Genomic DNA, 18,491 nt, shown 5'->3' on the forward strand with positions numbered 1-18,491 from the left:
GCGGATCAGTCGCCGGGGGTCTCGGTCTCGTGCAGCACCCGCCAGCTGTAGCGGGGCGGGATGGACTCGGTGGTCAGTACCGCGGTCGTCCAGCGATCGGCGTGTTTGCCGGAGAAGTGATGGCGTTCCATGAATCGAACAACGGTCACATTTCCTTCGGTGAACAGCACCTCGACCTCGGAGATCTCGATATCGAGGCCGGGCCGGGAGTTGCGGGCGCGCCGCAGTCCGGACAGCAGCTCGGAGCGACTCAACCGAGCGCCAGAGGTGGTGACCATGGACATGGTGTCGTGCTGGGTGGCGGCGAAACGTTCCAGGACATCCGGCTCCGCCTCGGTCCCCAGCCACGTGGCGAGCAGTGCGTGCACGGCCTCGACCTCGGCCGCCGGATCGAGCGAATCGGAAGCAGTCATGTCCGCAGACTACTCGAGTGAGCTGTCCGAGTAACCCAGCGACGCGGCTGCCTACTGTCCGTATTGCGTCATCCGGCGCCTACGAGTCGCGCCTGGTTGCGGCACAGCTGACCATGGTGTGTGACGTATGGATAGAGGACATTCGAAAGCGTTTGGGGCGCAGCAATAGCCGATCTTGTCCGGTAGTCGACGGGCGGCAATGCGGCTACCATGCGCTAATGCGATGGGGGAGGTTGGGCGACCGACTGCACCGCGCGGCGTTGCTGCTTGCGGTGCTGGTGGCGGTTGCCTGTGGCCTCGGCATCGCGGCGCTCACCTGGTGGCTGCTGTGGCTGGCGCTCGGGGCGAAGGCCGAGACGCCGAATCAGCTGGATCTCACCAAGATCGCGTTGGCGGTGGCGGCGGGCGTCGGCGGCGCGGTCGCGTTGGTGGTGGCGTACCGGCGGCAGCGCGACCTCGAACGCGGGCGGTTCGCCGAATTGTTCGGGGCGGCGTCGCGGCAGCTCGGCGATTCCGACGTCGCGGTGCGGATCGCCGGGGTTTATGCGATGACCGGGATCGCCGACGAGTTCCGTTCACCGAGCCGACGCCAACAATGTGTCGACGTGCTCTGTGCCTACCTGCGCCTGCCCTACGATCCGGTGGCCGGTGCGAATCACCTTGTGTCGCAGGTGGAAACGGTGGACGAGTCCGGCTTGAAGGTCGAACGGGTCTACCAGTTCCGGCAGAACGATCGGGAGGTGCGCCGCACCATCGTGCAGGTGATCGCCGATCATCTGCAGCGCTCGGCCGACATCTCCTGGTCCGACTGTGAGTTCACCTTCACCAATGCCGTCATCGAACGCGCGGACTTCCGGCACGCGGTATTCACCGGGCGCAACGTCTCGTTCGCCCGCGCGGTATTCATCGGCCGCACCAGCTTCGAGCACGCGATCTTCGCCGGTCCGCATGTCACCTTCCGGGACGCGGTCTTCGAGGACGGTCCCGTGCTGTTCGACCACGCGCAATTCGGGTCGACCCGCCCGGAGAAGGTCCAACGCGCCGGGTACGGCACCACCTTCGACGGTGCGACCTTCGACGGTTCGGTGTCGTTCGAAAAGGCCACCTTCGTCGGGTCGCGAACAACCTTCGTCGGTATTCGTACCGCCGGCGCTCGAACCTCGTTCCAGGACACGAAGTTCCACGCCGAACTCACCTCGTTCGAGCGCGCCACCCTGGACGGTCAGCACCTCGCCTTCACCGGTGCCGAACTCGCCAGCCCGCGAATCACCTTCGCGGGCGCCCAGTTCGAAGCGGGCGCCGTCGCCTTCGACGACACCCGCATCGGCACCCCCGCGCGCATGCGCAACCGCGGCACCCGCGAAACAGACTTCAGCCGAGCCGAATTCCACGGCACGATCACCTTCGCGGGTACCACCTTCGCCGGTCGATTCGTCGATTTCGCCGAGGGCGACTTCTTCGGCGACATCTCCTTTGTCGACGCGCGCTTCACCGCCACCGAGGTCAGCTTCGATCGCCCGACGGCCTGGGTTGGCACTCATTTCGACTGGGACGACATTCCGACTCGCAAGCCGGCCAACATCAAACCCAACCCGTGGCCGCCGGAGCTGTCCGGCGAGTGAGGGTTACGCGTCCCCGGGGCTATCAGCTCGGCCAGCCGCCGTACGGGACGGTGATCAATTCCATGAAGTGGCCGTTGGGGTCCAGGAAGTAGACGCCGCGGCCGCCGTCGTTGTGGTTGATCTCGTTGACGCCCTGTTGACGTGGGTCGGCCCAGTGGTCCAGTTGGTAGCGCTGGATCTTGGCGTAGGCCACGTCGAATTCGGGTTCGGAGATCAGGAATGCGTAGTGCTGGGGCGAGATTTCGGTGACATGCGGTGGCACGTTCGCGAAATCGAAGGTTACCGAGTTATCCAGCGGGAGCGGAATGAATGGGCCCCATTCGGTGCCGAGTTCCGTGCCGAGGATGTCTGCCCAGAATTCTGCGGTTACTCGATTATCGCGGCAACCGACAATGGTGTGATTGAACTGTACTGACAGTGGAATTTCTCCTTGTGCCGTGACGGTCCCGACCCCGGGCTCGGTACAAGGCGGCCAACGGGAGCACCGTCACGGTCAACGACGCTAGCAAACATCCCATGGATCTCGCCACCATCCAGTGACCCAGAACATGTTTCGCGTCAGCGCGGCAGGCGCAGCACCGCGCGATAGCCGCGATCGGCCGTCGGCCCGGACTCGAAGCTGCCGCCGAGCAGTTCCGCACGTTCGGCGAGGCCGATCAGCCCGTGCCGAGAGCTGGGCAGCGCCACCGCGGGACGGGTCGGCTCGGTGTTGGTGACGGTGACGCCGACGTGGTCGCTGTCATGCCACAGCGTCACGGTCGCGGTCGCGCCGGGTGCGTGTTTGCGCACGTTGGTGAGCGCCTCCTGCACCGTCCGATAGATGGTGCGCTGGCCGGGCGCGGCGAGCTCGTCGGGCAGCTCGCCGCTCAGCTCGACCTGAATGCCGCTGGAGTCGAGCAGCTTTCGCAGGTCGGCGAGCGTCGGCTGGGGCGTGAGCTCGGTGCTCTGACCGCCCGCGGCACGCAGCAGCGTGACCATGTGGCGGAGCTCGTCCAAGGTGTCGACGCTGAGCCTGCGGATGGTGCGCGCGGCCTCGGCGGCGTCGGGGTCGGTGGCGGCGACCTGGAGCGCGCCCGCGCGCACCGCGATCAAACTGACCTGATGGGCGACCACGTCGTGCATTTCGCGGCCGATCTGCGCGCGTTCGCGGGCCAGCACCGCCTGCGCGTGCAGTTGTCGCTCGTGGTCGCGCGCCTCCTCGATCTCGACCAGCCGGACGGACAGGTCGCGGCGGGTCCGCACCAGCTGACCGAGCAGCACCGGGGCACCCGCCCAGGCCAGCGAGTACGCGAACGTGACGATCATGCCGCGCTGGTCCTGGCTGTGCCCGGGCGGCCAGGGCGCGGACGCGGCGATCGAGGTGGCGAGTACGGAACCCCACAGCAGCGGGCGATTATTGCTGCGTTGGGCCAGCGTGTACAGCGCGATGGCGGGGGCGGCGAGGTTGGCGAGCATCCAGCTGGCGGGCAGCGTCAGCGCGAAGGCCAGCAGCGGGTAGCGACGGCGCAGCAGCAGGGCGGCGCACGCGACAATGCCTGCGGCGAACTCGATCCGAGAGTTGTCCTGGCCGTCGACGAGCACGTCGGCTACGGCCACGGCGACCAGCCCAAGGTCGATCAGCCACGGCGGGAGCCGGTTCACGGCAGCAGCCCGGCCCGCTGGGCGAGCAGCGCCGCTTGCACGCGGCTGGACACCCGCAGTTTGGTGAAGATCCCGCTGACATGGTCTTTGACCGTGCCGACGCTCAGGTGGATCCGCTGACCGATCTCGGCGTTCGACAGGCCGGTGGCGATCAGCACGAGCACCGCGCGTTCTCGTTCGCTGAGCCGTTCGACGCGTGCGGCGTCGGCGTCGATGTCCGCGGTGGTGGCGGGCTCCGCGTTGCGCAGCAGGGCGGCCGAGACCTTCGGCGACAGCACGACGCCGCCCGTGGCGAGGGTGCGCGTCAGCTGTGCGAGCTGTTCGGGTTCGGTGTCCTTGAGTACGAAACCCGCTGCGCCGGAACGTAACGCGGACAGAATGTAGTCGTCGGTGTCGAAGGTCGTCAGCATCGCGACCACCGGCGGGTCGGGCAGGGCGCGCAGCTGCCGCAGCACCGTCAGGCCGTCGACGTCGGGCATCCGGATATCGAGCAACACGACGTCCGGCCGGGTCGACTCGACCGCCCGCAGCGCCGCCGAACCGGTCGCCGTCGCCACCACCTCGATATCGGCGGCCGCGTTCAAGATCAACTCGAAGCCGGAGCGCACCAGCGCCTCGTCGTCGACGACCACCACCCGGATCACCCGCCACACCTCCTGCACCATATTGTCATTTCCGCACGTGAGCCTAGATCCGGTCGAGCGGGCGACCCGTCGGCGAGGCGGTCGGACGGCCGATCGGCGGGGATGGTCCAGCCGCTCGGCGGGGTACCGGCGGCTGATGGGCGGAGCGGGACTGGACGCGTGCCGGATACCGGATGGATCGGGCGTTCTCGACGCTGAAAGCATGGGACACAACGGACTTCCGGCCCCTGGTGGTGGCGTCGGTCAGTCGGCTCGGGTGGCAGAAGGGGGAAAGGACGCGGTGGGGGATGTGGTACCGGCTGGCGACGCGGTACGGACCACTACCCGGTTGGTCGGCGTCGACCTCGCGCGTGGTCTCGCGGTGCTCGGGATGTATGCGGCGCATGTGGGGCCGAACCCGGGCGACGGTGGGGTAATCGGGTTCGTCATGGAGGTGACGCACGGGCGGTCCTCGGCGCTGTTCGCGTTCCTCGCGGGATTCTCCATTCTTCTGATCACTGGGCGGCGCGTGCCGAAGACCGGGCAGGCCGGTCGGCAGGCGCGGGTGAAGATCCTGATTCGGGCCGCCATCCTGCTGGTGCTCGGTACCGCGTTGACCGCGTCCGGGACGAAGGTCGAGGTGATCCTGGCCTACTACGGGCTGTACTTCCTGCTTGCGCTGCCGCTGGCTCGGCTGCGCGCCGACACGCTGGCCGTGAGCGCGGTGGCGAGCGTGCTGGTGTTGCCGCAGATCGTGTTCACGGTGATCGCGACCGACTCCGGCTGGACCGCGGCCGTCAATCGGTTCGATCCGCTGGCCTGGCTGAGTGGCCGCGGCGATCCGAGCTCGAGCAACAACGGGTTGATCGGGCTGCTGTTCAACGGCGCCTATCCCGCGTTGAGCTGGCTGCCGTTCGTGCTCGCGGGCATGGCGGTCGCTCGACTCGACTTGTCCGACACCGTGATTCGCGGTCGTCTCGCGATAACCGGCCTCGGACTGATGGTGCTCGGTTACGGCGGCTCGGCGCTAGCCCTGCAACTCGCGCCCGGCGCGGCGGCGCGGCCCGGAATCCTGTACGCGCCATGGTGGTCCGACGTGGCCGACGATCCGACAGGCTGGCGACAACTGGTGGTGGCGATGCCGCACAGCGAAACCACGTTGTCGATCGTCGCGAACACCGGTGTCGCGCTCACGGTCCTGATCGCCTGCCTCGCCGCCTGCGACCGATTCCAGCAATTCCGGCGGCTGGCCACGCCACTCATCGCGGTCGGCAGCATGTCCTTGACCGCCTACGTATTCCACGTGGTCGCGATCGCAGTGCTCGGCTTCGACGTCCTGCCCGCCGGCAGCCTTCCGGTCCTGCTCGGCCTGAGCGCGATCATCATGATGTTCGCCTACTGCTGGAGCCGCTTCTTCCAGCGCGGCCCGTTGGAGTGGCTGCTCCACAGAGCAACGTCCGTAGCCGACCGTGTGCGATAGCCGCGCGAATGTCGATTCGCAGCGACGAGGCGTGGTCATCGCGGCAGCGAAGTTTGCGCGGTGATGGGTGATCTCTGTGCCTGGGACAGTGGGGACGGTAGCGTCGGCGGAATGAAGATTCGTGGGGCGGTCCTGGAGCGGATCGCGGCGCCCGTGCCGTTCGCCGAGTCGGCGCCGATCAGTGTGGGTGAGTTGGAGCTCGACGAACCGGGGGCAGGGGAGCTGCTGGTTCGGATCGAGGCGGCGGGGCTGTGTCACTCGGACCTGTCGGTGGTCGACGGCAACCGGGTGCGGCCGGTTCCGATGCTGCTCGGTCACGAGGCGGCGGGACGGATCGAGGCGATCGGGCCGGGCGGCAGCGATCTCGCGGTCGGGCAGCGCGTGGTGATGACCTTTCTGCCGCGCTGCGGTGAATGTGCGGGCTGTGCGACCGAGGGGCGGACGCCGTGCGTGCCCGGCAGTGTCGCCAACAACGCGGGCGAGCTGCTCGGCGGGGGGCGGCGGTTGAGCCGGGCCGGCGAGGACGTGCACCATCATCTCGGGGTGTCCGCCTTCGCGACGCACGCGGTGGTGGACCGCAGGTCGGTGGTTCCGGTGGACGACGACGTGCCGCCCGAGGTCGCGGCGGTGCTCGGCTGTGCGGTGTTGACCGGCGGTGGCGCGCTGTTGAATTCGGCGCGACCGGGGCCGGGAGATCGGATCATGGTGGTCGGGCTCGGCGGTGTCGGCATGGCGGCGGTGCTGGTCGCGGTGTCCTTGGCCGCCGCTGGTCACGAGGTCATCGCCGTCGACACGGTTCCGGAAAAGCTGACGCTGGCAAAGGAATTGGGCGCTACCGCGGCCTACACCCCAGCGCAGGTGGCCGAGTCGAGCGTGCAGGCGGAGATCGTGGTGGAGGCCGCGGGCAATATCCGCGCATTCGAAACCGCCGTCGCCGCAACGGCTCCCGGTGGCACCACGGTGACCGTCGGACTGCCCGCCCCTGATGCCCGCGCCAGTATCTCCCCGCTTGCCCTTGTCGCACAGGGCCGTTCGATTATCGGCAGCTATCTGGGCTCGGCCGTGCCAGCCCGCGATATTCCCACCTACGTCCAGATGTGGCGCGAGGGCCGCCTGCCCGTCGAACGCCTGGTGTCGGCCCACATCGGCCTCGACGAAATCAACCACGCCATGGACGAACTCGCCGCGGGCCATGCCCTGCGTCAGGTCATCATCTTCGACTGACCGCTTCCGAGTGGCCCAATGGCGGCGGTAAACGCTGCGACCCAGGCCATTTGCGCCACTCGTGCTCGACTCTAGGCTGTGCCGCGCGCGGATTCGCGTGGTGCGCACTGGTTGTGTGGCGCGCGCGGATTCGCTGACTGTGCGCGGCGGTTGGAAGATGCGCGGCGGTCAGCGAGAACCCCGCATCGTGGTATGTCGCTCGTGCTCGACTGCGGCAAGTGGCGCGCGGTTTTGTGTGTTGCGCGCGCGGATTTGCCCATTGATTGGTGCGCGGCGGGACGTCAGGTGCGCGGCGGTCATGGTGAGTTCGGCGCGTCCATGGCGTCGACGAAACGTTCGAGGAGGCGGGCGAATTCGCGGCGTTCGGTGGCGGTCCAGTCGGACATGGCGGCGGCCATCGCGGTGCGGCGGCCGGTGCTGGCGGCTGTCATGGCCTGCTGTCCGTCGGCGGTGAGGCGGAGTACGGCGCGGCGTCCGTCGTGCTGGTCGGCGACGCGTTCCAGCAAGCCGTGCGAAACAGCCTGGGCGACAAGGCGACTCGCTCGGGGCTGATCTACGCCGAGGGTGGGGGCCAGGGTACTGACGGTCGGGGATTCGGTGGCGGCGACCGCGTCGAGGAGTCGGTGCAGGGCGATCGGGATCGACGAGTTGCCGGCGAGTGCCCCGCGGGTCTGTCTGCGCCGGATCCGGACCATCGCCGCTTCGACAGCCTCGGTGATCGCGTCGTGCTCGTTCATCGGTGTCTCCTGTCGTGCGCTCTTCCATCCGCCGGAGTTTCATGTAATAGTACATGCAGTTGTTTAACTACATGCTTTTGGAGGACATCATGGCCGTTCGGCGCCACATCGGTTACTGGCTCGTAGAGCTCGATCGACTGATCACCGAGCGATTCGACGAGGATCTCGCCGCCGGCGAACTGAGCCGCAGACACTGGCAGATCCTGCATTCGCTGTCGGACGGTCCGCAGCAGGCGAGCGAGCTGCACGCCGCGCTCGACACCTTCCTGAACGGCCAGGCGGAGTGGGACGCCGAGCTTGCCGCGGTCGTCACCAGGGGGCTCGTGGTCGACGAGTCGGGCACACTCTCGCTGACCGACGCGGGTCGAGATGTGCACGACCAGGCCTGGATTCGGATCGGCGCGCGCCGTCGGCAGATGACCGAGGGCATCACCGACGAGCAGTTCGCCGAGACCATGCGGGTGCTGGAAAAGATGGCCGCGAATATGTCTGGCGCCGAGTCGGCGCGATAGGTAACCTGATCTGGTCAGAGTAGTCAAAATGGTCGAAACGGAGTGGTCATGGCTCGAAAACGGTCGGAGCGGCCTGATATCGCATGGCCCCTCGCCGACGCGAAGGCCAGATTGTCCGAGTTGATCGACACCGTGGAACGGGAGGGACCGCAAGTGATCACCAAGCACGGTCGCGATGTCGCCGTTGTCGTACCCATCGATGAATGGCGTCGTCGCAACGCGCGGCAGGGGAGCCTGGCCGAGTTCTTCGCCGACTCGCCGCTACGCGATTCGGGTCTAGTGGTGGAACGTGACAGGACGGATCCGCAGCACCGCGACGTGACCCTGTGAGCACGGCATTCGAAGTCGAGCCCGCAGGCTATCTGCTGGACACCAACGCCGTTTCGGAATGGATCAAACCGCGACCCGACCCGGGGCTGATCGGCTGGCTGCACGAAGCCGACGAGGAACGAATGTTCCTGAGCGTCATCACGATCGGCGAGATCCGCCGCGGCGTCGATCGGATATCCGACGGACGTAGGAAGGCTCGCCTGACCACGTGGCTATCGGAGCAGGTCGCCGACAGATTCGATCAGCGACTACTGCCGGTGGACCTCGGTGTCGCGCAGGCGTGGGGACGAATCCGCGCCAGAGCCGAAGGTGTCGGGCAGCGCGTAGACGCGGTGGACGCCCTCATCGCGGCGACGGCCGAAGCGCACGGACTCGCCGTTGTCACGCGCAACCGCAAGGACTTTCGTGGCACCGGAGTGCGGTTATTGTGCCCGTGGGATGAATAGCCATGTGCGGGTGAGGGACTCGGTCACCATCTCAATGTAGTCGGCCGTTCGGCTGATCAGCAAGGAATGGCCGCCCGCGGGGAAGGTGCGGAATTCGCAGCCGGGATGCAGGTCGCGCAGGCGTCCGGTGTGGGTACTGGTGATCAGCGGATCGTCGTCCGCGCGGAAGATCAACGTGGGGCCATCCCAGGCGGGACCCCGCAGGAGTTCGTCGACCCCCTCGGCAAGTTCGAGAAGTAGCCGATAGGAATTGGCGGCACCGGCACTCCCGGCCGCATCGGTGGCCGTTACCACCTGCTCGATCCAGAACTCGGCGTCATCGGAGTCCCGCCAGGTGCTCCGCAACGCGGTACGAATCGCCTCCTGCGTCTCCGGCCACGGAGTCGCCAGGGCGGTCTCCACCCGCATCCGCAATCGATCGACATCCTCCGCCCCGTACAACCCGGTGCTCGACAAGGTGAGCGACCGGACCCGATCCGGCGCACGACGCGAAAGGAGCTCCGCGTACATGCCGCCCGCCGACTGGCCGACCACGTGAACCCGATCGGCCCCCTCCGCATCGAGTATCGCGACAAAACCGTCGACCAGCTCAGCGCAGGACCCGACACTCGACGGGTAATCGGGAGCGATCGTTCGGAATCGAGGCGCCAGCGCATCCGCCACATCGAGCCAGCCGATGCCGATGCCAGAGCCGCCGCCGAGCAGCAGTACCGGATCGCCCGCGCCACCCACGTAGTACTGCCAATCATGCTGTCCGGCAGCAAGTTTCTTGCGGTCGTGTTGCCGTAGGAAGATCGCCGCCCGTTCCCGAATCGAAGTCACGCCCGCGACGGTAGAGGGGTGAGCTTCCATGCGCAAACATGCGCATGTAGCAATGCAAATCACAGAGGTCAGCGGACCGCCGCCCCGACACGGTCGATAGGCTGACACCGACGAAAGCGGAATGAGGAGGTGCGGTGACCATACGGGTCGGAGTGCTCGGAGCGCGCGGCAAAGTCGGACAGGCCATCTGTGCGGCGGTAGCCGCGACGGCCGATCTGGAACTGGTCGCCGCCGTCGACAAGGACGATTCGCTCGACGCGTTCACCGAGGCGAACGCGCAGGTCGTCGTGGACTTCACCCACCCGGACGTAGTGATGGGGAACCTGAAGTTCCTGGTGCGCAACGGCATCCACGCGGTAGTCGGCACCACCGGCTTCGACGCAGCCCGCCTCGACGAAGTCCGCGGCTGGCTGGCCGACCGCCCCGAAACCGGCGTGCTGATCGCACCGAACTTCGCCATCGGCGCGGTGCTCTCCATGCGCTTCGCCGAACAAGCCGCCCGGTTCTTCGAATCGGTCGAGGTCATCGAACTGCACCACCCGAACAAGGCCGACGCGCCCTCGGGCACCGCCTACCGCACCGCGGGCCTGATCGCCGCGGCTCGCGACAAGGCCGGTGTCGGCCGCAGCCCCGACGCCACCACCACCGAACTGGACGGCGCGCGCGGCGCCGACGTCGACGGCGTGCGGGTGCACTCGGTGCGGCTGGCCGGTCTGGTCGCCCACCAGGAGGTGCTGTTCGGCACCCAGGGCGAGACCCTCACCATCCGGCACGACTCCATCGACCGAACCTCCTTCGCCCCCGGCGTGCTGCTCGGCGTGCGAGAGATCGCCCACCGCCCCGGCCTCACCGTCGGGCTCGACCCGTTCCTCGACCTGTGAACGAGCGTCAACGAGCGCACCGGCGGGAGCGCGTGAGCGGGGTTGTGAGCGAGCGTCAGCGGGCGAACCGGCAACGTCATGCGTTCTCGCGCATAGCAGAACCGCGGATGAGCGGGGGTGGGTCGTGAGCAATCGAACCATCGACACCGTGCACGGAACGGCCGCGCGACGCCGAGGCGTGGCCGGTAGCGAGCCGACCGCGAACGCAGTGCGCGAGCGGGCGGCGCGGAGCATCGAGGTCCGGATATGAACGCCGCGGACGGGACCAAGCAGAACCGGGAAGTCGTCAAGGTCGTCGCGTTCCTCGCGGTGCTGGTACTCGTGCTCGGCTTCTACTTCCTGCTCCTCGGCCGAATCGCGTTCAGCCTCATCGGCACCGGCGGTGTCGCCGCCATCCTCATCGGCATCGGCGTGCTGATCCTGCCGTTGGTCGGCGTCTGGGTCGTCGCGGCCACCGTGCGCGCCGCCCTGGCCCACCAGCGCCTGGCCCGGCGCATCCACGAGGAGGGCCGCGAACTCGACACCTCCGACCTACCCCACCGCCCCTCCGGTCGCATCGAACGCGACGCGGCCGACGAACTGTTCGCCCAGGTCAAAGCCGAGTGGGAAGCCGACCCCGACAACTGGCGCGTCTCCTACCGCCTCGCTCGCGCCTACGACTACGCCGGCGACCGCACCCGAGCCCGCGACACCATGCGTCGCGCGGTAGCACTGGAAAAACTGGAACGCGACCAAGCCGGGTAGCAGACCGCGCGCACCGATCGGTGACATTCCGCACGAGTGGACCCGCCGCCGTTGCGCAATTCGGAACGATGCCGCGGATATTCGACCGACGCGAACTTCGCCGATGACAAAGTCGACGCGGCGAGGGCCAGCTGCTACGAGCTCGGCGCCGGGGGCTGGCCGAATCGGCAGGGTAGCGTCAAACGACCGGCAAATTCGCTCTCGTCTGCGGATATTCGCGGTCGGTATCAGCCCACCGCCAGGACATAGCGTCCGTTGCGGAGTGCCGCGGCCGATATCCCGCACCGACTCGGCGCGTTGATTCGAACGCGGCTTCGCGGCGTCTGGACGGGCCGCGTCGATCGTGCGTCGCACCACGCGCACTACGCTCATTCCTGTGACGCAGTTGCTGATCATTCATCACACGCCGTCCCCGCACATGCAGGCCATGTTCGAGGCGGTGGTCTCCGGCGCGACCGACCCGGAGATCGAAGGAGTGCAGGTCGTGCGCCGCGCGGCGCTCGCCGTCACGGCCTCGGATGTCTTGGCCGCCAACGGATATCTGCTCGGCAGCCCGGCTAACCTCGGCTACATGTCTGGCGCACTCAAGCATGCCTTCGACACGTTCTACTACCCATGTCTAGACTCCACCATCGGCCGCCCATTCGGTTTCTACTTGCACGGCAACGAAGGGACCGAGGGTGCCGAACGAGGTGTGGAACGCGTCACCACCGGCCTCGGCTGGCAACAGGCGGCCGCGCCGGTCATCGTGTCCGGACCGCCGACCAAAGACGACATCCAGCGCTGCTGGGAGCTCGGCGCGACCATTGCCGCGCAACTAATGGGCGACTGACAGTTTTTGTCCCCGAAATAGCTGGCCGTGACAATCGCTGCCGGAAGCGATTTCGGGACGGCCCCGATTTCTGGTGTCTGACCATTCGGTGCTTCGGCCCGGCATACTGACAGAACGTTGTTGCGGTGGGGATGTGACGAGTTTGCTCGGGAATGGAGATTTCAGGTGACGTTGGCCGAAGGGGGCAATAACGCACCGCGCCGGATCGGAGTGGTCGAGGACCACGAATCAGTAGCGATCGGACTGGCAGCCATGCTGGCGCCGGAACCCGATCTCGACCTGGTGTTGACCGCGGGCACGGTACCGGAATTATTGGCCGCCGCTCAAGATCTACCGCAACTGGATCTGGTCGTACTCGATCTGCGCTTGGCCGATGGGTCGACGCCCGAGGACAACGTGCGCGCCCTGCGCGACCGTGGCATCGAGGTGCTCATTTTCACCGGCGCGGACAACGCGTTTCTGGTGCGGTCCGCCGCGCGGGCCGGGGTGCTCGGCGTGGTGCGCAAATCCGAGGACGTACAGACCGTGGTCGCGGCCGTGCGCCGCGCGGGCTCCGGCGAGCAGGTGGTGACCACCGACTGGGCCGCCGCCATCGACGGCGATCCGCAGCTGTCCGACGTCGGGCTCAGCCCGCGTCAGGAAGAGGTGCTCACCCTGTACGCGTCTGGTGAGAAGGCTTCTCGGGTAGCACGATTGACCGGTCTGTCCGAACAGACGGTCAACGACTACCTCGGTCGCATCCGGCAGAAGTACGCCGACGCGGGACGCCCTGCGCCGACCAAGACCGACCTGTACAAGCGGGCGGTCGAGGACGGCTGGCTCCCAGTGCCCGAGCGGCATCCACGCGGATGAGTGAGCGCAGCGAGCGCGTAGGCACAGCCGCTCACGTGCGCGTGATGGAGTCGAGCGTCAGCATGACGGAGCCGAGCGGTAGCGAGGCGCAGTCATGACCGCGTCCAGCATGCTGGACACCCACGCTCCTGTGTCGCTCGATCGCATCGCACCGAGCCGTTGGCGCAGGGGAGCGACTCAGGTGTCCAAGAAGAGTGGGTACGAGGGCGCGTCCGATCGAATCCTGCGTCGCTTCGGGTTGGCGATCGGGATCGCCGGGGTGATCGTCGCGGTGGTCGAACTGCCGGAGATCGCGGACCAAAGCCGAATGATCGCGGGCGGCTGGACGATCCTCACGGTGATATTGGCGTTCGGGTTGTTCCCGGTGCTCGCCGCGGTGTCGATCGCCTCGAGCAGGCAGCTCATCCAACTGGTTTCCGGCGCGGCGGCGGTGAGTTTTCTCGCGGCGATGGCGGTGATCCCGTTCGCGTATCCGGATCCGGTGCCCCAGGCCTCCTCGGTGTGGCTGTACCGCGTGCTCGCGCTCGGTGTGCTCGCGGCGGTGCTGGCGTGGCGTCCGATATTCGCGGTCGGCTATCTGGTGATCGGTGCCGCGCTGTCGGCGTTCGCCAACGTCTTCGTGCTGCCCGACGCGACGCCAGTGGTGTGGGCCGGTGACTTCGTGCGCGCGGCGGGACTGTGCGCGCTGTTCCTGTGGTGCGCCATTTACGCGAAGGCCGCCGCCGATCGGGTCGACCGGGAGTCGGCGATCGAGAGCAGGCGCGCCGCCGCCGTGGCCGGTGCCGCGGCCCGCGACCGCGAACGCGCGCGATTCGCCGCGCTGATTCACGACGCGGTGCTGTCCACCCTGCTGGACGCGTCCCGCGCGGGCACCGATTCGCCGGTGCTGCGTCGGCAAGCCGAACGGACACTCGAACAGCTCGACGAATGCCGCGTCGGCGATGTGGAACCGAATCGGCTGGATGCCCAGTCCGCCACCGGTTTCCTGCGTTCGGCGGTGCACGAGGTCAACTCCGGTATCCGTTTCACCGCTCGGCGCTGGTCCGGATTCGACGACCTCCGGTTGCCGGTGGACGCGGCGGGCACCATCGCCGCGGCGCTCACCGAGGCGGTGCGCAACAGTTTGCGCCACGCCACTTTGCCGGGTCGTGAGGTGCAGCGCACCGTCACGGTGACGATCAGCGCGGGTGGCATCCGGGTCGTATTCCGTGACGACGGTGCGGGTTTCGATATGGGGCAGGTGCCCGCCGATCGCCTCGGCATCTCGGTGAGCATTCTCGGGCGGATGCGGCAGCTGGCCGGCGGCGCGGGCTTCGTCGAATCACAACCGGGCGAGGGCACCACGGTGACCTTGGTGTGGGGCAGTGATGGCTGATACGGATACCGAATTCGGGCTGCGCGATCTGCTCGGACTGCGGGATCCGGCGGCCGGGCTTTTCCTGCTCATCCTGCAGGCGACCATCGTGCTGTACATGGTCCGCAATTTCGGTGACTCGCCGCTGGTCGCGGCGGTGGCCGCGCTGGTGCTGCTGGCCGCGGCCGGGGTGCTGGTGCTGGTGATCCCGGTCGATCCGCTGCCGTTGCCCGCGACGATATTCGTCGCCGCCTCCGGTCCGTTGGCGACCGCGCTCACCTCGTTCGATGCCGAGCACGGTTGGTCGAAGCAGGTGTGGACCGCGTTCGCGTCGTCCTATGTGCTCGCGGTGCTGGTGCTGCGCGGTCGGCTGGGCGCGGCGTGGCTCGGGGTCGGTGGTGTCGCGGTGGTGATCGCGACTGTCGGCGTGGTGAACGGGTTGCGCGGCGAGGTGATCGCAGGCTCGATCGTGCCGATCTCCACGGTGGCCGGCGTCTCGCTCTTCGCGGTGATCATGCGACCCACCCAGCGTTCGTTGCGGTTGCTGCGGGAGGAGTCGACGATGCGCGCCGCCGCCGAGGCAACCATGGCCGCGGAGAACGGCGAACGCGATCGTCAGCTGGCCCGCCTCGACAAGGTGGCAAGGCCGATCCTGGAACGCATCGCCGACGGTGTCGAACTCACCGCCACCGAACGCGAGCAATGCCGACTGCTCGAAGCCGAACTTCGCGACGGCCTGCGCGCCCCCCAACTCGTCACCGACGAACTGAGCAGCGCCGCCCGCGGCGCCAGGAGCCGCGGCGTCGAGGTGGTGCTACTCGACGACGGCGGTTTCGCCGGCGTACCCCGCTGGGTCCGCCAGCAGGTGATCGAAGCGGCGACAAAGGAATTGGACGCCGCCAACGTAGGCTCGGTCACCGTCCGAGTGCTGCCCATGGGCCGCCGCATCCTCGCCACCGTCCTCGCCAACGCACCCCACCAGGACCGCCGCACCGAGATAGACGCCGCGGGAAGCATCAAAATCTCCACCTAGGGCCCGGCCGGTTGACGTGGCGGGAAAAGGTGTCGGACCCGCGTGGCATTGTGCACGCATGCGGAAGATCAGTGTGGGGGTCGCGCGGCGGGTGGCGCTGGCGGCGCAGGGGTTCGCGGCGCGGAAGCCGGTGCGGAGTACGCGGCGGTCGGTGCTCGGGGTGGTCGAGAAAACGCAACTGTTGCAGTTGGATTCGGTGTCGGCGGTGGTGCGGGCGCACTACGCGCCGGTGTTCAGCCGGATCGGGGCCTACGATCGGGCGCTGCTCGACGAGGCGGCGTGGAGTCACAACGCGCGGCGGCCGCGGCGGCTGGTGGAGTACTGGGCACATGAGGCGGCGCTGATCCCGGTCGAGGATTGGCCGTTGATGCGGTGGCGGATGAAGCGGTTCGAGAACGGCCGGTGGTCCTCGGCCACCAAGGTGGTGGAGCGCAATCCCACCCTGGGCAAAGACATTCTGGATGTGATCGCCGAGGTCGGCGCGTGCACCGCCGGGGAGGTGGAGCGGCACCTCGAGCTGGACAAGCCGCGCGCCAAGGGTTCCTGGTGGAATCTCAGCGACACCAAAATGATCTGCGAGCAGCTGTTCGCCTCCGGTGCGCTCTCGGTCGACAAGCGCGTCAGCTTCGCCAGGCACTACGACCTCGTCGAACGGGTGATCCCGCCGGACGTCTTGGCGCGCAACGTTTCCGAGGAGGACGCGGTGCGCGAACTGGTGCTCCGCGCGGCCACCGCGCACGGCATCGGCACCGAAACCGACCTGCGCGACTACTACCGACTACACCGCAGCCAAACCGAACCCGCCATCGCCGACCTCGTCGACGCGGGCGAACTCCTCCCCGTCGAGGTCGAAGGGTGGGACAAGCCCGCTTACTTGCGCGGCGGCACACCCATCCCGCGCCGTGTCGAAGGTGCCGCCCTGCTGTGCCCGTTCGACCCGCTGATCTTCTTCCGCGCCCGCACCGAACGACTCTTCGACTTCCACTACCGCATCGAGATCTACACCCCGGAACCCAAACGGGTACACGGCTATTACGTCTTCCCGTTCCTACTCAACGGCGAACTCGTCGGCCGCGTCGACCTCCGCGCCGAACGCGCCGCGGGCCGCCTCTCCGTCCCCGCCGCCTTCGCCGAACCAGGCCACGGCACCCCCGCCACCGCCCACGCCCTCACCGAGGCCTTGCGCGACATGGCCGACTGGCTAGAACTGGACAAGGTGGTCATCGGGCCCCGAGGCAATCTCGCCCCACTGCTGTAACTCTGGGCGCCGAGAGCGAGTGCGGATCCCGAGAAAGAGTGCGGCTGTCGGTCAGACGTCGCGCTTCTGGCCGTAGCCGCGCATCTGGTCGCGGAGGGCGCCCGAGACCGCGCCGGACAACCACGAGTTCAGGGACTGGTTGCTCTGTGCGGCAGCTTCTTCGGCCTTGGATTTCAACGTTTCGACCAGGCGCAGGGTGACTCGGCTGATGTCGCCGGTCATTTCGTCGAAGCTGGGGTGATCGTCGGCGGCGGACTTCTTGCGCAGGTCGACCTTGGCTTCGGTGCCGTCGAAGGAGAGGTGCACCGTGCGGTCGCCCAGTTCGGTGCTGAGTTCGGTGGCGAGTTCGGATAGCGCGGCAAGCAGCACCAGCCGGGCCGAGCTCTCGGTCGCCGCGGCCAACGCCGCCGCGGTGGCCTGGGTTTTTTCGTCGCCGAGGGCGGCGGCCGCGATCAGGTCCTCGCGCAGGCGGGCGGTGTACTTGTTCAGATCCATGACATCAGTGTGACGCCAAATTTGGTGTCACGCAAGGACGGGGGTGGCGTCATGAACGCGCAACGGATGACCGTGCACCCGACCGGCCGGTCCATTCGGTGACGACGGTGTCGAGGGCGTTCCTTGGACCGGGTAGCCTTTCTGACCATGACGAACGGTGAATCGACGCCACCCCGCGATGCGAGCGTGGGCGCCGAAGGCGGCAGCGTGCGCAATCACGGAGTGGCAGCGAGCACCGCGCGTCAGTCGGAGCCGCACGCGTCCGGCACCGTGGGTGTCGCGATGGTGACCCCGTTCAGTGCCGACGGCAAGCTCGATATCGATGCCGGCGTCTCGCTCGCCGCCCACCTGGTCGATCGCGGTGTCGATCTCCTCGCGATCTCCGGCACCACCGGCGAATCGCCGACCACCAGCGAACAGGAAAAAGCGGACCTGCTCCGCGCCGTCGTCGACGTCGTCGGCGACCGTGCCACCGTGATCGCGGGCGCGGGCACCTACGACACCGCGCATTCCATCGAACTCGCCCGCAACGCCCAGCGCGCGGGCGCGCACGGCCTGCTCGTGGTGACGCCGTACTACTCGCGCCCTTCGCAGGAGGGCCTGTTCGCGCACTTCACCGCGGTCGCCGATGCCACCGACCTGCCGGTCACCCTCTACGACATTCCGCCGCGTTCGGTGGTGCCGATCGCCAGCGACACCATCCGCCGCCTGGCCGAGCATCCGCGCATCGTCGCGGTGAAGGACGCCAAGGGCGACATGAACGCGGGCGCTGACCTGATCGCGAACACCGGCCTGGCCTGGTACTCCGGTGACGACACGCTGAACCTGCCGTGGCTGTCGATCGGCGCGACCGGATTCATCAGCGTCATCGGACATCTCGTGCCCGAACGGCTGCGCGAGTTGCTTACTGCTTACACCTCGGGCGCGGTGGCGCGCGCCCGAGAGATCAACGCGGCCCTGGTGCCGTTGAACTCGGCAATGTTCCGGTTGGGCGGTGTCGCGATGAGCAAAGGCGGCCTTCGCCTACTCGGAATCGACGCGGGCGAGCCGCGATTGCCGCAGTTGATGCCGAATCCTGAACAACTCGAGCTCCTTGCTGCTGATCTACGGGCAGCGGGGGTGCTCGGATGAGAGAGCGGAGCGAGCGAATCACCACACAGCAGAGTGAGCTAATTACCCAGGGTGCCTCGTG

Annotated in this window: 22 protein-coding genes; 15 read left to right on the forward strand and 7 right to left on the reverse strand. The window is 67.6% G+C overall.

Features of this window, described 5'->3' with window-relative positions; genetic code table 11:
- Window positions 1-5: 5 nt before the first annotated feature.
- On the reverse strand, window positions 6-413 hold the full coding sequence (locus ACIA8C_RS29275) for a hypothetical protein (RefSeq protein WP_397140161.1): 408 nt from the start codon (window positions 411-413) through the stop codon (window positions 6-8).
- A 218-nt stretch (window positions 414-631) separates the two neighbouring features.
- Here ACIA8C_RS29275 and ACIA8C_RS29280 point away from each other — a divergent pair, with 218 nt between their 5' ends.
- Window positions 632-2,035 carry a pentapeptide repeat-containing protein gene (locus tag ACIA8C_RS29280; protein WP_397140163.1) on the forward strand — a complete coding sequence of 468 codons (1,404 nt, stop codon included), beginning with the start codon at window positions 632-634 and terminating at the stop codon, window positions 2,033-2,035.
- 22 nt (window positions 2,036-2,057) lie between these two features.
- On the opposite strand, the gene ACIA8C_RS29285 is transcribed toward ACIA8C_RS29280, so the two are convergent.
- From ACIA8C_RS29285 to ACIA8C_RS29295, 3 genes are all read right to left on the reverse strand, one after another.
- Window positions 2,058-2,453, reverse strand: coding sequence for a VOC family protein (locus ACIA8C_RS29285; protein ID WP_397140317.1), 396 nt, complete (start codon window positions 2,451-2,453; stop codon window positions 2,058-2,060).
- A gap of 140 nt (window positions 2,454-2,593) precedes the next feature.
- Window positions 2,594-3,676: a sensor histidine kinase gene (locus ACIA8C_RS29290; RefSeq protein ID WP_397140165.1), complete on the reverse strand. Its 1,083-nt coding sequence runs from the start codon at window positions 3,674-3,676 to the stop codon at window positions 2,594-2,596.
- The gene (locus tag ACIA8C_RS29295; RefSeq protein ID WP_397140167.1) at window positions 3,673-4,341 is read right to left on the reverse strand and encodes a response regulator; all 669 of its coding nucleotides are present in this window, start codon (window positions 4,339-4,341) and stop codon (window positions 3,673-3,675) included. Before ACIA8C_RS29295 ends, ACIA8C_RS29290 begins: the two co-directional genes overlap by 4 nt.
- Window positions 4,342-4,522: 181 nt before the next feature.
- Here ACIA8C_RS29295 and ACIA8C_RS29300 point away from each other — a divergent pair, with 181 nt between their 5' ends.
- Together ACIA8C_RS29300 and ACIA8C_RS29305 are read left to right on the forward strand one after the other, a co-directional pair.
- Entirely contained in the window at window positions 4,523-5,779 is a 1,257-nt protein-coding gene (locus ACIA8C_RS29300) for a DUF418 domain-containing protein (protein WP_397140169.1), read from the forward strand.
- A 111-nt stretch (window positions 5,780-5,890) separates the two neighbouring features.
- Window positions 5,891-7,003, forward strand: a complete 1,113-nt coding sequence (locus ACIA8C_RS29305) for an alcohol dehydrogenase catalytic domain-containing protein (protein ID WP_397140171.1) — start codon at window positions 5,891-5,893, stop codon at window positions 7,001-7,003.
- A gap of 296 nt (window positions 7,004-7,299) precedes the next feature.
- On the opposite strand, the gene ACIA8C_RS29310 is transcribed toward ACIA8C_RS29305, so the two are convergent.
- Window positions 7,300-7,740: a MarR family winged helix-turn-helix transcriptional regulator gene (locus ACIA8C_RS29310; protein WP_397140173.1), complete on the reverse strand. Its 441-nt coding sequence runs from the start codon at window positions 7,738-7,740 to the stop codon at window positions 7,300-7,302.
- 89 nt (window positions 7,741-7,829) lie between these two features.
- Between ACIA8C_RS29310 and ACIA8C_RS29315 the strand changes: the two genes are divergently transcribed.
- The 3 genes from ACIA8C_RS29315 to ACIA8C_RS29325 are packed head-to-tail and all read left to right on the forward strand — an operon-like array spanning window position 7,830 to window position 9,028.
- On the forward strand, window positions 7,830-8,252 hold the full coding sequence (locus tag ACIA8C_RS29315) for a MarR family winged helix-turn-helix transcriptional regulator (RefSeq protein WP_397140175.1): 423 nt from the start codon (window positions 7,830-7,832) through the stop codon (window positions 8,250-8,252).
- Between the two features lie 48 nt (window positions 8,253-8,300).
- The gene (locus ACIA8C_RS29320) at window positions 8,301-8,582 is read left to right on the forward strand and encodes a type II toxin-antitoxin system Phd/YefM family antitoxin (RefSeq protein WP_397140177.1); all 282 of its coding nucleotides are present in this window, start codon (window positions 8,301-8,303) and stop codon (window positions 8,580-8,582) included.
- Window positions 8,579-9,028 (forward strand): type II toxin-antitoxin system VapC family toxin, encoded by a 450-nt coding sequence (locus ACIA8C_RS29325; protein ID WP_397140179.1) that lies wholly within the window; start codon window positions 8,579-8,581, stop codon window positions 9,026-9,028. The genes ACIA8C_RS29320 and ACIA8C_RS29325 overlap by 4 nt, the downstream gene beginning before the upstream one ends.
- Here the strand turns inward: ACIA8C_RS29325 and ACIA8C_RS29330 are convergent.
- Window positions 9,005-9,850 carry an alpha/beta fold hydrolase gene (locus ACIA8C_RS29330; protein ID WP_397140181.1) on the reverse strand — a complete coding sequence of 282 codons (846 nt, stop codon included), beginning with the start codon at window positions 9,848-9,850 and terminating at the stop codon, window positions 9,005-9,007. The two genes, ACIA8C_RS29325 and ACIA8C_RS29330, sit on opposite strands and share 24 nt — an antisense overlap.
- A gap of 134 nt (window positions 9,851-9,984) precedes the next feature.
- On the opposite strand from ACIA8C_RS29330, the gene dapB reads away from it, so the two are divergent.
- The 8 genes from dapB (at window position 9,985) to ACIA8C_RS29370 (ending at window position 16,804) form a co-directional block, all read left to right on the forward strand.
- The gene (gene dapB, locus ACIA8C_RS29335) at window positions 9,985-10,731 is read left to right on the forward strand and encodes a 4-hydroxy-tetrahydrodipicolinate reductase (RefSeq protein WP_397140183.1); all 747 of its coding nucleotides are present in this window, start codon (window positions 9,985-9,987) and stop codon (window positions 10,729-10,731) included.
- Window positions 10,732-10,855: 124 nt separating this feature from the next.
- Entirely contained in the window at window positions 10,856-10,981 is a 126-nt protein-coding gene (locus ACIA8C_RS29340) for a hypothetical protein (RefSeq protein ID WP_397140185.1), read from the forward strand.
- On the forward strand, window positions 10,978-11,475 hold the full coding sequence (locus tag ACIA8C_RS29345; protein WP_397140187.1) for a hypothetical protein: 498 nt from the start codon (window positions 10,978-10,980) through the stop codon (window positions 11,473-11,475). The genes ACIA8C_RS29340 and ACIA8C_RS29345 overlap by 4 nt, the downstream gene beginning before the upstream one ends.
- Before the next feature lie 376 nt (window positions 11,476-11,851).
- Window positions 11,852-12,307: a flavodoxin family protein gene (locus tag ACIA8C_RS29350; RefSeq protein WP_397140189.1), complete on the forward strand. Its 456-nt coding sequence runs from the start codon at window positions 11,852-11,854 to the stop codon at window positions 12,305-12,307.
- 165 nt (window positions 12,308-12,472) lie between these two features.
- Window positions 12,473-13,159, forward strand: coding sequence for a response regulator (locus ACIA8C_RS29355; RefSeq protein WP_150405770.1), 687 nt, complete (start codon window positions 12,473-12,475; stop codon window positions 13,157-13,159).
- A 94-nt stretch (window positions 13,160-13,253) separates the two neighbouring features.
- The gene (locus tag ACIA8C_RS29360) at window positions 13,254-14,534 is read left to right on the forward strand and encodes an ATP-binding protein (RefSeq protein ID WP_397140191.1); all 1,281 of its coding nucleotides are present in this window, start codon (window positions 13,254-13,256) and stop codon (window positions 14,532-14,534) included.
- Window positions 14,527-15,546 (forward strand): hypothetical protein, encoded by a 1,020-nt coding sequence (locus ACIA8C_RS29365; protein WP_397140193.1) that lies wholly within the window; start codon window positions 14,527-14,529, stop codon window positions 15,544-15,546. The genes ACIA8C_RS29360 and ACIA8C_RS29365 overlap by 8 nt, the downstream gene beginning before the upstream one ends.
- Window positions 15,547-15,604: 58 nt before the next feature.
- Complete coding sequence (locus ACIA8C_RS29370; RefSeq protein WP_397140195.1) at window positions 15,605-16,804, forward strand: winged helix-turn-helix domain-containing protein; 1,200 nt, start codon at window positions 15,605-15,607, stop codon at window positions 16,802-16,804.
- Window positions 16,805-16,855: 51 nt separating this feature from the next.
- Here ACIA8C_RS29370 and ACIA8C_RS29375 read toward each other — a convergent pair whose 3' ends face one another.
- Window positions 16,856-17,299, reverse strand: a complete 444-nt coding sequence (locus ACIA8C_RS29375) for a hypothetical protein (RefSeq protein ID WP_397140197.1) — start codon at window positions 17,297-17,299, stop codon at window positions 16,856-16,858.
- Window positions 17,300-17,581: 282 nt separating this feature from the next.
- On the opposite strand from ACIA8C_RS29375, the gene dapA reads away from it, so the two are divergent.
- Entirely contained in the window at window positions 17,582-18,430 is an 849-nt protein-coding gene (dapA, locus tag ACIA8C_RS29380; protein ID WP_397140319.1) for a 4-hydroxy-tetrahydrodipicolinate synthase, read from the forward strand.
- The last annotated feature ends 61 nt before the right edge of the window (window positions 18,431-18,491 follow it).

The sequence above is a fragment of the Nocardia sp. NPDC051321 genome (assembly GCF_044455225.1).
Lineage (GTDB): Bacteria > Actinomycetota > Actinomycetes > Mycobacteriales > Mycobacteriaceae > Nocardia.